The 14,623-nt window shown below is 68.3% G+C and carries 14 protein-coding genes; 6 read left to right on the forward strand and 8 right to left on the reverse strand.

Annotated features, from left to right (window positions below):
- The first annotated feature begins 22 nt into the window (after positions 1–22).
- The gene (locus GGQ69_RS01595; protein ID WP_183523721.1) at positions 23–1,594 is read left to right on the forward strand and encodes an FAD-binding oxidoreductase; all 1,572 of its coding nucleotides are present in this window, start codon (positions 23–25) and stop codon (positions 1,592–1,594) included.
- Between the two features lie 87 nt (positions 1,595–1,681).
- Here GGQ69_RS01595 and GGQ69_RS01600 read toward each other — a convergent pair whose 3' ends face one another.
- The 8 genes from GGQ69_RS01600 to GGQ69_RS01635 all read right to left on the reverse strand — a co-directional run bounded on the left by GGQ69_RS01600 (position 1,682) and on the right by GGQ69_RS01635 (position 9,500).
- Positions 1,682–1,993, reverse strand: a complete 312-nt coding sequence (locus GGQ69_RS01600; RefSeq protein WP_183523724.1) for a hypothetical protein — start codon at positions 1,991–1,993, stop codon at positions 1,682–1,684.
- Positions 1,980–2,381 (reverse strand): hypothetical protein, encoded by a 402-nt coding sequence (locus GGQ69_RS01605; protein WP_183523727.1) that lies wholly within the window; start codon positions 2,379–2,381, stop codon positions 1,980–1,982. Before GGQ69_RS01605 ends, GGQ69_RS01600 begins: the two co-directional genes overlap by 14 nt.
- Before the next feature lie 4 nt (positions 2,382–2,385).
- Positions 2,386–4,266, reverse strand: coding sequence for a type IV secretory system conjugative DNA transfer family protein (locus GGQ69_RS01610; protein ID WP_183523729.1), 1,881 nt, complete (start codon positions 4,264–4,266; stop codon positions 2,386–2,388).
- Positions 4,263–5,783 (reverse strand): conjugal transfer protein TraC, encoded by a 1,521-nt coding sequence (locus GGQ69_RS01615; protein WP_255459384.1) that lies wholly within the window; start codon positions 5,781–5,783, stop codon positions 4,263–4,265. Before GGQ69_RS01615 ends, GGQ69_RS01610 begins: the two co-directional genes overlap by 4 nt.
- Positions 5,783–7,387 (reverse strand): PrgI family protein, encoded by a 1,605-nt coding sequence (locus tag GGQ69_RS01620; RefSeq protein ID WP_183523732.1) that lies wholly within the window; start codon positions 7,385–7,387, stop codon positions 5,783–5,785. Before GGQ69_RS01620 ends, GGQ69_RS01615 begins: the two co-directional genes overlap by 1 nt.
- A 58-nt stretch (positions 7,388–7,445) precedes the next feature.
- Positions 7,446–8,483, reverse strand: a complete 1,038-nt coding sequence (locus GGQ69_RS01625; protein ID WP_255459385.1) for a hypothetical protein — start codon at positions 8,481–8,483, stop codon at positions 7,446–7,448.
- A gap of 29 nt (positions 8,484–8,512) precedes the next feature.
- Positions 8,513–8,821, reverse strand: a complete 309-nt coding sequence (locus GGQ69_RS01630; protein ID WP_183523735.1) for a hypothetical protein — start codon at positions 8,819–8,821, stop codon at positions 8,513–8,515.
- 82 nt (positions 8,822–8,903) lie between these two features.
- A complete protein-coding gene (locus GGQ69_RS01635; RefSeq protein ID WP_183523738.1) occupies positions 8,904–9,500 on the reverse strand; it encodes a hypothetical protein in 597 nt (198 codons plus the stop codon).
- Between the two features lie 437 nt (positions 9,501–9,937).
- Between GGQ69_RS01635 and GGQ69_RS01640 the strand changes: the two genes are divergently transcribed.
- The 5 genes from GGQ69_RS01640 to GGQ69_RS01660 all read left to right on the forward strand — a co-directional run bounded on the left by GGQ69_RS01640 (position 9,938) and on the right by GGQ69_RS01660 (position 14,122).
- The gene (locus tag GGQ69_RS01640) at positions 9,938–10,423 is read left to right on the forward strand and encodes a hypothetical protein (protein WP_183523741.1); all 486 of its coding nucleotides are present in this window, start codon (positions 9,938–9,940) and stop codon (positions 10,421–10,423) included.
- A gap of 7 nt (positions 10,424–10,430) precedes the next feature.
- Positions 10,431–10,781 carry a glutaredoxin family protein gene (locus GGQ69_RS01645; protein WP_183523743.1) on the forward strand — a complete coding sequence of 117 codons (351 nt, stop codon included), beginning with the start codon at positions 10,431–10,433 and terminating at the stop codon, positions 10,779–10,781.
- A 152-nt stretch (positions 10,782–10,933) separates the two neighbouring features.
- Positions 10,934–12,391, forward strand: a complete 1,458-nt coding sequence (locus GGQ69_RS01650; RefSeq protein WP_183523746.1) for a chromosome partitioning protein — start codon at positions 10,934–10,936, stop codon at positions 12,389–12,391.
- A 4-nt stretch (positions 12,392–12,395) separates the two neighbouring features.
- Positions 12,396–13,472 (forward strand): transglycosylase SLT domain-containing protein, encoded by a 1,077-nt coding sequence (locus tag GGQ69_RS01655; RefSeq protein WP_183523749.1) that lies wholly within the window; start codon positions 12,396–12,398, stop codon positions 13,470–13,472.
- Positions 13,473–13,480: 8 nt separating this feature from the next.
- A complete protein-coding gene (locus GGQ69_RS01660; RefSeq protein WP_183523752.1) occupies positions 13,481–14,122 on the forward strand; it encodes a hypothetical protein in 642 nt (213 codons plus the stop codon).
- Positions 14,123–14,623: the final 501 nt, after the last annotated feature.

Genomic DNA, 14,623 nt, shown 5'->3' on the forward strand with positions numbered 1-14,623 from the left:
CCGATCGCCGCGCAGGAGGCGGGTGCGCATCTCCCTCGTCGCGCTGGCCCTGATGCTTGTCCTGGTCGTGGGCGGCCCGCAGTTCGCGCTGTGGTCGGGGGATCCGGTCGCCGCGAAGGACTGCTTCATCAGCCCGGTGCCACCCCTGCCCACCCAGGCCGCTCCGCGCGCGACCGCGCCGGTGGACGCGGCGGCATACCCCGGTGGTCTGGCCCAGCAGGGCGGCACGGTGTCCGACGCCAGCTGCCTGACCCGGACCCCGGTCTTCGGCGTCGTCCGGCCGGTCGACGAGGACCAGGTGCGGACCGCGCTAGCGTTCGCCGAGGAGAACGAGTTGGTCGTCGCCGTCGGGGGCACGCAGCACGCGATGGGCGGGCAGGCGTCCTACCCCGCTGGGCTGGTCGTGGACATGCGCGGACTCGACGCGATCACCGTGGACGAGCACGCGAGGACGGCCACCGTGCAGGCCGGCGCGACGTGGCACCAGGTGCTGGAGGCGGTGCACCCGGTCGGGCTGTCGGTGGCCACCATGCCCAGCATCGATGTGCTCAGCGTCGGGGGCACGGTCTCGGCCAACGCGCACGGACTGGACTTCCGCGCCGGAAGCCTGTCATCCACGATCCGCTCACTGCGAGTGATGCTCGCCGACGGCACCGTGCACCGGGTCGGCCCGGAGAAGGAGCCGGAGCTGTTCCAGGCCGTCGTGGGCGGTTACGGGCTCGTCGGGGTGGTGCTCGACGTGGAGCTGGACCTGGTCGAGAGCGAGATGTACCGGCTGCGCAGCACCGTCATCGAACATCGCGACTTCCCGCAGGTCTTCGCCTCGCAGGTGGCAACCGACGACGCGGTGCGGTTGACCTACACGCACCTGTCGACCTCCCCGGACAGCCTGCTGCAAGAAGCGATCGTCTACACCTACGAGCGGGTCGACACCGCCGAGCCGGTCCCGCCGCTGAGGGAGCGGGCCTCGGACCGGGCGGGTCGGCTGCTCTTCAACCTGGCTCGCACCGGTGATCTCGGCCAGCGCCTGAGGTGGACGGCGCAGCGCGAGCTGCTGCCGCGGGTGCGCGGTTGTCTGCAGTCGCGCAACGAGGCCCTGCGCGCGGCCGAGGCGTGCATGGTCGGGCGCAACCAGGCGATGTACGAGAGCCTGGGCTTCGTGCAGAACAGGCTCCCGCAGTACACCGATGTCCTGCACGAGTACTTCCTGCCCCCCGACCAGATCGTCCCCTTCCTCGACGAGCTGCGTGCCCAGCTCGGGCCTCACGACGCCCAGCTGCTCAGCGCCTCGATCCGTTCGGTCCACCGCGAGGACATCGTCCTGGACTACGCGCAGGGGCAGCGGTTCTCGCTGGTGCTCTACCTCAGCCAGGAGCTCAGCGACGAGGGCAGCGCGGACATGGCGTCCCTGACGCGTGCTCTGGTCCAGTCCTCCCTGGACCTCGGCGGGACGTTCTACCTGCCATACCAGCAGCACTACACGAGGGAGCAGGTGGGGCAGGCGTACCCGCGGCTCGAGGAGTTCTTCGCGACCAAGCGCCGCTACGACCCGGGGCTGCGGTTCCAGAACAGCTTCTCCGCGCGGTTCGGGTGAACGGTGCCGCATGACGTGGCGACCCTCACCGCAGCCCTGGCAGACGTGCCCCTGGACCGACTGGACCCCTCACGGACGGCGGCGTGGTCAGTCTGTGTCATCGGTGCGGCGTTGGCGGCGGTATTTCCGGGGTGGGCCGTCGATGAGGTTGAGCAGTCGTTGGACCATTTCGTCCACCGCGGCCTGGGCGGAGCCTTCGCCGGGGTTGTCGGCCATCCACCGGTGGACGCCTTCTTCGCAGATCGAGCACAGCCACATCCCGTCCCCGTCGGCGCGGCGGCATTCGGCGCGGTCCACCAGGTCGGTGCTGGTGGTGTGGAACTGCAGGACGGAGACCCGCTGGCACAGTTCGCAGTTCAGCGGCTCGGTGGAGCCGGGGACGGGATCACTGGTGGTCATGGGTCTTCTTTCTGTGACGGCGGATCATCCTGACGACGATAAGCACGGTGGCCCGACGCCGGTCCCAGCCAAAGTACTCCTTGCGCGCATCCAACGAGACGTGCAGCTGTTCGTGGTGGGCCCGACACATCGGCATCAGGTCCTCATCGGCCTCCCGCGCCTTCCACGCCCCGGTGACCGGGTCGCGGTGCACCCCGTCGTAGCGCAGGTGGTGCAAGTCCAGGCTGCCTGCCTGCTCCAGCGTCAGCTGGCAGACCGGGCAGGCCGGCTCGACGCCTCGGGCGCGGGCGTCGCGGAACCAGCGCACCCTCCGGAACCCCCACGCCGGGGACCGCAGGTAGTCCCGGTAGCTCTCCGAGCCGGTGCGGGTGAGGGAGAGCCGTGCCATGGTCTCACCGCACCGGCACCGAGGCCGACCAGTCCGCCACCGTGCCGGTTTCGGCGGTGTCGGCGGCGGTTGGGGTGGAGGACAGCACCTCGGCCCCGCCGGTGAGCTCGGCGGCCAGCTCGGCGTTGTAGGCCTTGATAGCGGCCTCAATCTGCTTGGCGTCCTTGCGGTCGGGCCACTTGGTCATGCGCATCAGGATCGGTCGGCCGTTGCGGTTCAGCAGCAGCCCCCAGCCGAAGGGGATCCGCCGCAGCTCGGCGACGGTGAGCACCTCGGTGTCGTGCAGCTGCTCGGAGGTCGAGGACGAGTCCTTGCCGTGGGATTTCGAGGTGCGGGTGATCTGGCGTTGACCGGCCAGCCGGGAGAACAGTTCCAGGTCGGTCACGTTGGAGGCTCCACCGAGCTGGATCTTCACGGTGGCCGCGTCGAACAGGGCGGTGGCGGGTTGTTCGCCCCATTCGTTGCGGGCCTGGGCCAGGGACTGGAACACGGCGAAGGCGCTGATGCCCACCCCACCGCCGTCGGCCATGATCTGGGTCAGCCCGGGCCAGGCCCCGGCGATGTTCGCGATCTCGTCCAGCACCAGGGTCAGCGGCGGGTCGAGCCGGTTGCCCGGGGATTTGGCGGCGATCTCGCGGGCGCGTTCGGTGATGGCGTCCATCATCGCGATCAAGAACGGCCCGGCCGAGGACCCGCCGGTCTTGGTGCCCACGATGTACAGCGTGCCGTTCTGGGAGAGGAACTTGTCGATGTCCAGGGTCTCTTCGACCTTGGTGGGTTTGAGGACCTCGCGGACCTCGGGCACGGACAGGCCCTTGACCGCGCCCTCCACGCCGAACCACTTGTTCTGCAGCAGCTTGGGTTCGCCGTCGATGATGCCCTGCAGCACCAGGTTCCAGTTCGAGGCCGCGCCTGAGTGTTCGGCCAGGATCTTCACCGCTTCCTTGGCCTCGGCCGGGTTGTTGCCCCAGCGCATCAGGTCATCCACGGTGCGGTGTCCTAGCGCCGCGGCGTGCAGCAGGCACTCCATGATGGTCACCGCCGGGGCCTGCCACTCCGCGTTCGTGGACGAGGCCCCCAACCCGGAAGAACTGATCAACGAGGTGGCGCGCTGGTTGGCGACCCTCGGGACCTCACAGCCGGTGATCGGGGACCACTTCAAGGTGGTCGGCTGACCGGTCAGTCCCTGCGGGTCGAACAGGGCGACCGGGCCCTTGTTAGCGCGCAGGGTGGCGGTGGCGGCGAGGTTGTCGGCCCGGGAGCTGGTGGTGATCACCGGGCCGGGGGCGTCGAGGATGGCGCCGATGAGCAGGTGCAGGCCCTTACCCGAGCGTGGGGGGCCGATGAGCACCACGGATTCCTCCAGGCAGCTCCACACCTGTGAACCTTCGGCCGAACCGAGCAGCAGGGCCGCATCGGCCGGCTTGGGGTGCTTGATCGACGGCCGGACCTTGGTGGCTTTCTTTCGCGCGGCCCCGGCCCCGACCGCGCGGCGGATCTCCGGGCCGCGGGCCATGCCCTCACGCCAGCGGATGGACCGGATGAAGGCCTTATCGGACTGCTGATACCGCATCCACGCATACGCCCCGGCCCCCACCAGCAGCACCAGCACCACAAACAGGGCAATGTACGCGCTGATCAGGGTCCCGCTGGGTGCCGCGCATCCGGCGGCTGAGCCGAACGCGGTCCCGTCACCGGTGGCCACGAACCCCAGCGGATCGACGATCGACTCCGGCCGGGCCAGGGTCCCGCACACGGCCCGGTTGGTGAGCACCCCGACCAGCACGTAGGCCCCGTACACGCCGATGAGCCCGAGGATCACCAAGGGCAGGGCGTGGTTGTTCGCCCCGGTGGTGGACTGGCGGTTCTGCGCGTTCCAGCTCATGCCCGGGCCTGCCTCTCAGTGGCGGTGGCGGTGACGAGGCGTTCGTCGGTGTTGAACAGGCCCAGTTCGACCCGGGTGAGGTCGTTCTTGACCTGGAAGCTGGACCCGCCCAGGCGCCACAGGCCCACGCCCTCGTCCAGGTACTTCAGCAGGGACCGTTCCCGGTCGGAGAGCTCGAGTTCATCGGTGGTGACCCGCAGCGCGGAGCGGTCCTGGCGGTAGATGACCTTGACGTCGGCGTCGGCCAGCAAGGACTTGGCCATCGCGGCCATCTTCGAACCGCGGTCTCCGGCCATGTCCAGGTCGGCGATCTTGTGCAGGATCAGCACGTTGAAGATGCCGTACGCCCGCGCCAGTTTCCAGGACTCCACCATGCGGCGCAGGTCGGCCTCGGAGGAGATGTTGTCCCACCCCTCTTCGTAGACCACGATCCGCTGACCACCGTCGGAAGTGGTGACCATGGCCTCGGTCCAGGCCCCGGAGCAGGCGTTGACCACCCGCACCGCTTCCGGGCTGGCCCCCTGCAGGGCGGAGGTGTCGATCGAGGTCGCCGGGGCGTCGGCGGCGAAGTGCGCGGTGGTCTCCCCGTCGAACATGCCCGCCAGGTCGCCGGTGGTCATCCGGTGCAGGGTCATCGCCATCACCGAGGACGCCTCCGCGACCAGCCGGTCGGGGTGGTCCTTGGCGGCCTCCAGGGCGTCGATCACGTCCGGGATGATCACGATCCCGCCCCGGGTCTGGGCCGCCTGGACGCCGGTATCCAGGGCCATCGAGAGCACGTGGTGCTCGGCCGGGGACAACTCCCGGTTCGTGAGGATCCGCACCAGGGTGACCAGGATGGCCATCCGGCGGGTGCGCACCGTCATCGCCCACCCCTCATCGGACAGCGGCTCGCCCTGGGCATTCAGCGAGGGACGGGTGCCCGGGTCCAGCGGGTTGATCCGGGTGCCCATGCCGGGACCGACCTGGATGACCGACCCGCCCAGGGCGTGCACGACCCGGGTCCACTCGCCCTTCTTGTCACTGGCGACCGAGAGCTTGCGTCCGGCCTGGACCAGGCGGACGGCGAAGGACTTGGCCAGCGAGGACTTGCCGACCCCGACCTGGCCGAACAGGATCATCGACATCCCGGAGATGATCCCGCGCTCATACAGCTGCCAGGGGTCGAAGCAGAACGCCCCGCCGCCGTTGAGGTCCCGGCCGATGTACAGCCCGTCGGCGCCCAGCGAGGTCCCGGCCACGTACGGGTAGGCGGTGGCCCCGGTGTGCGCGGTGGTCGGCACCCCGCGCGTGCGCAGGATCCCGATGCCGTGCAGGGACCTGGGCCGGCGTTGCCCACCCCGGCCCCAGGTGGGTCGGGGGAAGTCCCCGGTGGTCTCGGGGCTCTGGTCCTGGGCGGCCTTGAGGGCCTTGATCACCTGCCGGGTGGAGGTGATTGAGGCGCGTTTTCCCTCCCGGTTGGCCTGGTAGAAGTCGAAGACCTCGATCTTCGGCCGGTTCTTCGTCGTCGGGCTCATCACATCTCCACCATTCCGAAGGGCAGGGCCGCGGCGAGCATCGCCGAGTCCTGTTCCAGGTACACCACACGCAGCTCACAGTTCGCGTTCACGGCCCGAGAGAGCACATCGGAGCAATTGGCCTCCAGTTCCATCTCGTCGGCCCCGGTGACGGTGACCAGCACCGCCATATCCAGACGGGCGTGGCCATCGACCAGTTCGGTCTCCTCCCGGGTGATGTCCTCCAGCTCCCGGTCGTGCTCCAGGGTGTGGGGCCTATCCAGCTTGTCCAGCAACCGGGTGGTGGTGCGCCAGTCGGCCTTGCGCCGCTGGATGTGGTTCAACGCCCCCCGAGCGTCGCGCGGCACCCACACCACGGAGACGGTGTGCCGGAAGTCCCCGACGAAGATCAGCGGCTCCAGGAACCCGAGCCGGGCCTGGGACTGCGGGAACTCCGAGACCTTGTAGGTGCGGTGCAGGTACCCGTCGGTGCGCACGTGATCGGTGAAGACCTCCATGGCCACCGGTCCGGCCGAACCGGGGGCGACCCCGACCCAGTCCCCGGAACGCTCGGAGATGACCACCGAGGCCTGCGGGTCGAAGGCTGAACGGACCAGGGCGGCCAGCGACCGCGGGGAGTGCCAGGCCTGCACGGTGGTCCCCGAGGCCGGCAGGGTGCCCTCGATGGTCGTCATCACCGACAGGGCCAGGTTCATGAACCCGGGCAGACCGCCGCCGAGGGACTTGATGCGCTTGGCGACCTTGTCCCGGGAGAGCACCACCGTCATCCAGGTCTCGTGCACCGGCATGTCCTGGGCCTCGGCCATCAGCTCCACGAACGCCGCGTGCAGGAACGGGTTGACCGCCTCCCCGCTGGGCCGGCCCTCGTTGGCGGCCTCGGCGCCCTTGGCGTTGTAGAACTCCATGACCTTGGACCCGGAGATCAGCGTGGTCTGGTCCGCGTGCTGGACCCGGGCCACCCCGGGCATCCGGGCGATTGCCGAGATGGCTTCGCGCCAGTTCGCGGTCCGGTCCTCCTGGGCGTCGAAGGACTCCAGGGCGAAGGCCTTGGAGGTGTTGATCTTCGCGCACACGATGCCCTCACCCCGACGCGGGTCATAGACGAACCCGGCCCCGGACGGGAGGGTGTACACCCGCAGTTCGTTGGCCTCCCCGGGCAGCCGGAACCGGGCCCCGGCACCGGGCTTGATCCGCCCGGCCTCATCCCGAGACGTGCTGGTCTCACCGGGGGCCAGCACCGGGGAGGACGGGTCCGTTGGCGCCTCGTCGTGGTCATGGGTGCCGTCGCGGCGGACGAAGGTCAGCTGGTTGCGGGCCCCGCGGACCAGGTAGCGCAGCCACAGCCCGGCCCAACCGATCAGGGGCCGGCCCATCACGGTGGGGACGACGATCCCGGCGGCCACCGCACCGAGGACCAGGGCGGTGCAGAACCCGCGGGGGAAGCCGCCGGTGAACACCAGCAGCAGCATCAGCCCCAGGGCCACCCCGAGGGTGATGACCTGGGACCAGCTCAGCCCCAGCAGCACCCCGGTGGTGCGTTCCCGGGCGAACCGGGCCCCGTCCCACGGGGAATCCACTTGCTGTTCGAGGATCTGATGGGCCATGGCTACGTTGTCCTTCTCTCGCACATCTGCTGGTGTTGCGGTCTCTGGTGATGGGTCTCTAGCGGCCGAGGCGGGCGGCGGTGCGGGCTGGGCGGGTGATCTGTCCGGCCTTGCGGGCCCCGCCGCGGACCACGTTGGTGGACTGGCGCATCATGGTGTTGCCGCTGGCCACGGCGGAGCGTTCCATGGATTCGGAGGCCCCACCGGTCAGGAACGAGACCATGGTGAGCATCAGGATCGGCATCGCCGCGCCCATCACGATCAGTACGATCCCGGCGGCCAGCTGAACCCAGTCGGTGCCGATGGAGGCGGCGACCATGCCGATCTTCACCACCAGGGCGGCCGCCGGTTTGGCCAGGATCAGGGCGAAGACCACCGAGAGCCAGCGGGTGAACACGGCCTTGGCCGGTTCCAGGCTCAGGGAGAACACGGCGGCGGGCATCATCACGGTCAGCAGGACGATGACGGCCAGGCGGAAGATCATCATCAGCATCAGCAGCAGGCAGACCCCGACGATGATGATCCCGATGATGAACGGCAGGATCGCCATGCCCGGGTTCTCGTTGTTGGTGGCCATCTGCCACTGGGCGTAGTTCTCATCCATGAGCACCTGGCCGTTGGACGCGTCGTAGGTCAGCCCGAACAGGTGCAGGATGGCCCCCAAAGCGGCTTCCTCTCCGCCGCGTTCTCCGGCCTGCAGGATCCACAGGCTCATCTGGTCCACCGCCCCCAGGACCACGAACATCAGCCCGGCCACCACGTACACCGCCGGCACACAGACCACGGCGACGGTCAGGGCCCGGATGACCCCGGCCGTGGAGGACCGGAACAGGGACCAGATGACCTGTACGGCCACGAAGATCAGCAGGAAGGGGATCATGGCCAGCACCATGACGTTGAGCATCCCGGGGTGCTCGATCGTGGTGGCCGCCTGCCCGTCCACGTTCACCACGACCGTGCCCCCGACGATGGTCATCCACCATTCCGGGGTCATGGACCCGGCCGAGAACGAGTCCCGGATGAACGCCCACGCCGCGGTGGCGAAGCCCAGGATGCCGTCACGCAAGAACGCCTGCATCGGTTCCAACAGATTCAAGACCCCTCCTTCCCGTCGTCCGAATCAGTTCAGGCGAACAGGGGCACGCCGGTGGCCCAGGAGATGATCCCCCCGATGGAACCGACGACCACGGCCGCGACCACGCCCCACAGCAGGATGCTCAGACCGGCGTCCTGGGCCCGGCCACCACCGGAGAGCTTGCCGAACAGCCACACCACCAGCCCGGCGACCACGGCGATGACGAACAACACCAGCGCGGTGGCCAGCACCATCCCGCCGATGTTCTGCAACTGGTCCATCCACGGGGCATTGAAGTTCGGCGTCACCCCCGGGTCGTACCCCTTGGCCATCACGGACAGCGACATCAGTTCATTCATGGTTCGTTTCCCTTTCCTTGTGCCCCTGCGCGGGGCTCCCCCCTATGCCCCCGTCGGGCACAGGAAACTGTGATGTGGTCGGTCAGTCGATGGTGTGTTTGCGGACCTGCTCGTCCGACCCGCCGACCGCGACGGTGTCGTAGATGCGCATCTCGACCTCGGTGCCCGAGGCCGCCTCGGTGTTCTCCGCCGAGCAGTCGGTGCCGGTCGGGTACCACTTCAAGGTCATGACCTGCTCACCGGGTTCGACCGTCAGCCCGCCGCGGGAGACCTCCTTGACCACGGCAACCCGCTGCGACTGGGTAACCCGGGGGTCCTCGTCGTCGAAGTTCCGGACCACTTGTGCGGTGCAGGTCGTCTTGGGGGCCTTGCGGTCGATCACGACCTGTCCGGGGCGGGCGGCCTCGGGCATCAGGGAGTCGGTGCCCAGGGAGGATCCCCACTGCACCGCCCCACCGAGCGAGCCCAGCACGACCGCCCCGAGCAGACCGGCCCCGGCCATCTTCAGACCCTTGGTGGAGCCTTCCGATGAGCGGGTGGCCTTGCCGCCGAGCCAGCGGACCAGCCCGACGACGCAACCGATGGCCAGCAGGATGATCGCCGCGCCGATGAATGTGGCGGCGACCGAGTTCAGTCCGTCCGGGCCGGTCAGGCCCCAGGGATCAATTCCGTCGAGCATGATGTCCTCCTTGAGTGGGTTCTCGAGGACAGTTCGCTCGGTAACGCGGGGGGTGCGTGTCAGAACCACCCGCACCAGACCCGCCAGGTCACAGACTTCTAGAGGCCGGCGATGATGACGAACACAAGCGCCCAGACCAGCAAGGCGAGCACAGCCAACCCGGCCAGCAGGACCCTGCCGCGCCCGGCAGGCGCCCAGCCCGGCACACGCTCCTGGTGACCCAGGCGGCCCGCCAGCGTCATCCGCGCCCGGAGGGTCGCCCGACAACGCAACCGACGCTCCCGTCGGCCCCACCTTCTCCCGGTACATCGCCGTGGGTGGAGCGGTATGGCTGATGGTGACCGTCCTGCGTCACCGCATGACCGCCTGATTCCACGTCGCCGACACGCGTCTGCACTGGACCGGTCGAACTGTGGGCATCCGATGAAAGGACGACCATGGCAATCCCGACCACTCTCTCGATCCAGTTCAAGTGCGGTCATTCCGAGACCAAGGACCTCGCTTCCACGCCTGCTGGCAAACGCAAAGCCAGGGCCTTCGGGCTGGGGAAGAACTACGTTTGCTCCCGGTGCTTCAAGGCCTCGCGGAGCGACGATTTCGACAAGTACAAACAGGAGCTGCTGATCCAGGCCCAGGGGTTCGAGGAAGACCACGGTCTGCCCGAACTGACCGGTTCGGAGGAACAAGTGCGGTGGGCCACCCGCCTGCGCTACCAACGGCTCACCGACCTCATCGAGGCGGCCGAGACCCACCAGCCGGCCTTCGACGCTGAACACGTCATCGAGGTCGCCAAGTCCCTGGTCCGGGCCGGCTGGTGGATCGACAACACCAAAGAGAAGGACCTGGAGGTCGATGACCTCCTCACCCTGATCACCACCGCCGTCGACGAGGACGACCTCGTCGCCACCGAGAACCCGTTCTGAGGAGCCCATGACCATCCAGGCAGTCACGACCATCCAGCCATCGCTGTTCCCCGCGGAGGACCCCATGATCACCGTCAATGGCACTCAGGATTGTGTGCAGTGCACGCGCACCACCGCCCTGTTGGATCGAGAGCACGTCCCGTATGAGTACATCGACCTGGCGTTGGAGGAGAACCGGTCCAAGCTGGCCGCGCTGCGTGCGGCCGGATTCCAGCAGATGCCGGTCATCGAGACCCCCACCGAACGCTTCACCGGGTTCGACCCGGACCGGATCAAGAAGGCCGCGGTCGAAGTGCGGGAGTCCCTGGCGACCTCGGCCCCCGAGCTTGCCACTCCCCAGCTCGCGGCGGGTCAATAGCACTCTGCTACTGAACCGCTATCTCGCCGCTACCGAGCCAACGGCCAGGGGCGCCGGAATCCGGTGATCACTGGCCGTTCTCGTTGACACACACTCGTTCCCGGCCGAGCGAACTTCTGGTGACACCCCACCTCATCTGAAGGAGAAGCATCATGGCTCCGGTTAGCACCCTGTGGCTCAGCGCGAAGGTCACCCTGGTCGACCGCACCGGCACTCGTGTCCGGGCGGACTCCATGGAAGTCGCCACGGCCAAGATCGCCGGGTACTCCCACCAGTCCGCGCCCCTGCTGGCCCTGGCCGAGGCCCATGCCTCCGGTCCCGGGTTCACCCCCGGTGCATGGCGGCTGGTCGAGGGCCATCTGGCGCCAGCGCCCGAGGACGGTGTGCCGGACTACTGGCTGGAGTACTCGGACTTCCACCTGGCCGGCGCCGACGGCCGGCGCCTGTCCCCGGTGACCGTGGACGACCTGCCCAGGATCGGACAGAGCATGGCCACCCGCTCCGGGCAACAGATCACGATCGACACTCACCTGCCCGGGGTGCGCACCCACCGCTACGTCCCCGCCACTGCCCCGGCCACGGCTGACATCGAGGCAACCGCATCGAGCGGGGAGGCCCCGGGCACGGACTCGGTGGCGGGCACAGTGGGCCTTGACGCGCCCGCTGTGGCAGGCCTCCACCCTCCGGCCTCGGCCGCCGAGGCATTTGCGACCCGCACCCAGAGCCGCCGGGACGCGCTCAGCCCGGCTCACACCGGGTGGCGCGGGGCCCTGAACAGTGTCCTCGGGCTGCGGCTGGCCCCCGGTGCCGGGGAGCAGCGCACCCGGGCGCTGAACGCCACCGTGCAGAAGGGCCTGCCCGGGCACCGCACGGCCGTGGTGGTGAACATCAAGGGCGGGGCCTCCAAGACCACCGCCACCTACCTGCTGGCCGCCACCCTCGGCCGGGTGAGGGGCGGGATGGTGTTGGCCTGGGACAACAACGAGAACGCTGGGAACCTCGGCGACCGGGCCATACCGGCCGCGCACTCTCACACCGCCCTGGACCTGTTGGAGCACATCGAGGACTTCACCACCCCTGAGCAAGCCGACAAGCTGGCCGGGTACATCCGTCCGCAGGGGGAGAACAAGTTCCACGTGCTGGCCTCCCAGAACGAGGCCGGGACCAAGGAGGTCATCGACGCCACCGCGTTCCGCCGGATGCACGCCGCGCTGCGCCAGTTCTACCAACTGGCCATCGTGGACACCGGCAACGCCTCCACCGCCCCGACCTGGCAGGCCGCCGTCGACGTGGCCGACGTGCTGGTGGTGGCGATCTCCAACAAGGAAGACGCCGCCCGCCGAGCCTTCACCACCATCGACGCCCTGCGCGCCGAAGGCTACGGAGAGAAACTGGCCAACGGGGTCGCCATCATCACCCAGCCGCGTACCGCCTCCACCCAGCGCCTGGCCGAAATCCAGAACAGCCTCACCGGTCTGGTCCGCTCGGTCGTCGTGGTGCCCTATGACCGCACCCTGGACGACGGCGGGGAAATCATCTGGGAGGCCCTGGCCCCGCGGACTCGGCAGGCCTACCTGCAGGCCACCGCAGCCGTCGTGGAGGGCATGTGAGCCGATGCTGAACAAGACCGCCGCCGGCCTCGGGTGCCTGGGCACCGCCCTGCTCGGACTGATCCTGGGCGCGGTGTTGCTACTGCTCACCCTGGCCGTGTTCGACGGCCCGGCCGCCGAGGGCGGGGTCTGCCGCCCCGGGGCCGGGACCGGGTCCGTGCCCAGTGAATACCGCCAGGCCATCACCACCGCCGCGGAGCGCTCCGGGTTGCCCGAAGCCGTGCTGGCCGCCCAGATCAACCAGGAATCCCGGTGGGACCCCACCGCGGTCTCCCCGGTCGGAGCGCAGGGCCTGACCCAGTTCATGCCCGCCACCTGGGCCCAGTTCGGTGACGGCGCCGACCCCTTCGACCCCTTCGCCGCCATCGCCGCCCAGGGCCGGTACATGAAGCACCTGCGCGTCCAGGTCGCCCCGCTGGCCCAGAACGCGAACGAGACGATCCGCCTCGCCCTGGCCGCCTACAACGCCGGACCCGGGGCCGTGCTCAAACACCAGGGCATTCCCCCGTTCCAGGAGACCCAGCAGTACGTCCAGAAGATCACCACCGCCGCCGGCGGAACCGGCGGCGCCGGGCTCTGCGACTTTCTGGGCGAACTCAATGTCGAGGGTGTCGGTGTCGATGACTATCCCCACCGCGAACCCGTCGGCGTCGACGGCTGGGGCCACGCCCGCAGCCTGTTCGGCCACACCCAACGCCAATGCACCGACTTCGTGATGTGGCGCATCAACCAATCCCTCGGCTGGAGCCAAGACGAGGGACAACCACCCTTCACCTTCGCCGCCCTGGGAGTGGGTTACGGCCCGGGTCAATCCGGGGCGGGCTCCTGGAAGGACATCCTCACCCAGGCCGAGGGCATCAGCTTCCACACCGACGATCCCCGCCCCGGGGACATCGCCTGGTGGGGGTACAACGACATCGGCGGCGGCTACGGCCACGTCGGCTTCGTCGCCGCCGTCCACGGAGACACCGCCATCATCGAGCACTACAACCTCGCCACCCCCAACACCTACTCGGTAACCAACACCCCGGTCAGCGACGTCCCCGGCTACATTCGACCGCCCGCCACCACCCAGGAATAGTTCAACCCATGCGCTCCACCCGATTCACCCTCGCCCTCGTGGTCGCCGTCGTGCTGCTGACCACCGGGATCGTCTACGCCGTCACCCGGACCGCCCAGCCAGATACCAGTGACGCCACCCCGACCACCGCGGAGACTGCCACGCCACCGGCGGCTGCTCCCACAGATGCCGCCATCGGCAGGGCCTGGGAAACCACCCCACCGCCCGCCACGGCCTCGAGTGCCCCTGCGGCCACAGCCGGGAAGCTGGACCGCAAGGGCATGAGCGCCGATGAGCTCGTCACCACCGCCGCCCAGGTCATGACCACCTGGGACACCACCACGGACGTCTCACCCACCGATGGCTATCACCGGGCCCTGCCGCTGTTCGTGGACGAATACCAGGACATCTTCATCACCCCCGCCAAGCCCGTCCTGCCCGAAGACTGGTGGGAAGCCGCCGAACACGACGCCGAGAGCACACCACAAGTCCAGATCACCGACACCTATCCCCAGGGCGACACCACCACGTACTACGTCGTGGTCTCCTGGACTTGGCAGTCCGAGGACGGCTGGACCCTGACACCGGACCCGGCACATATGACCTTCCAGGTCACGAAGGGCAAGACCGGATACGTGATCCAGAACTGGACCGACCAGCAACTCCAGTAACACCCTGTACTCACACGAGAAAGCGCAGAGCTCCGGCGACCTCAAAGATCTGTGTTCAGGTGATTTAGGCCTTGTGGTGTCTACAGAACCTTGAGGAGCAGCAACTCTAGTCAGTTGAGCAGCGCGAAGAGGGAATCGCATCTCGACGCGAAACCCTTATGATGTTTCTCCTGCATTAGTCGACGCAGGAATTTAATAAGTCGACGCGGGAATGAAAAAACGAAAGCGCGTGAGGGCCCGGCTTATCCGTGAGGAGAGGGTCTTGTCAAAGTCAACGAACGATGCACTAAAAACGACGACCGAATCCGGGACCGGTATGATCATCGGTCAGAATAAACTGGCGGGACAGTGGCTTGGGCCAGGAAAGTACAAATCGCGGCCTGGGTTGCCCAGTGGACTGCTGCGCCTGCTCACAAGGACCATCTTGGCAACCGCGTTCAAAGGGAGACTGACCGTTCGCCTGAGCCACGAGATCGGCGAGGTTCCGATCGCGGCGACATG

The organism is Micrococcus sp. TA1 (assembly GCF_014199555.1).
Lineage (GTDB): Bacteria > Actinomycetota > Actinomycetes > Actinomycetales > Micrococcaceae > Citricoccus.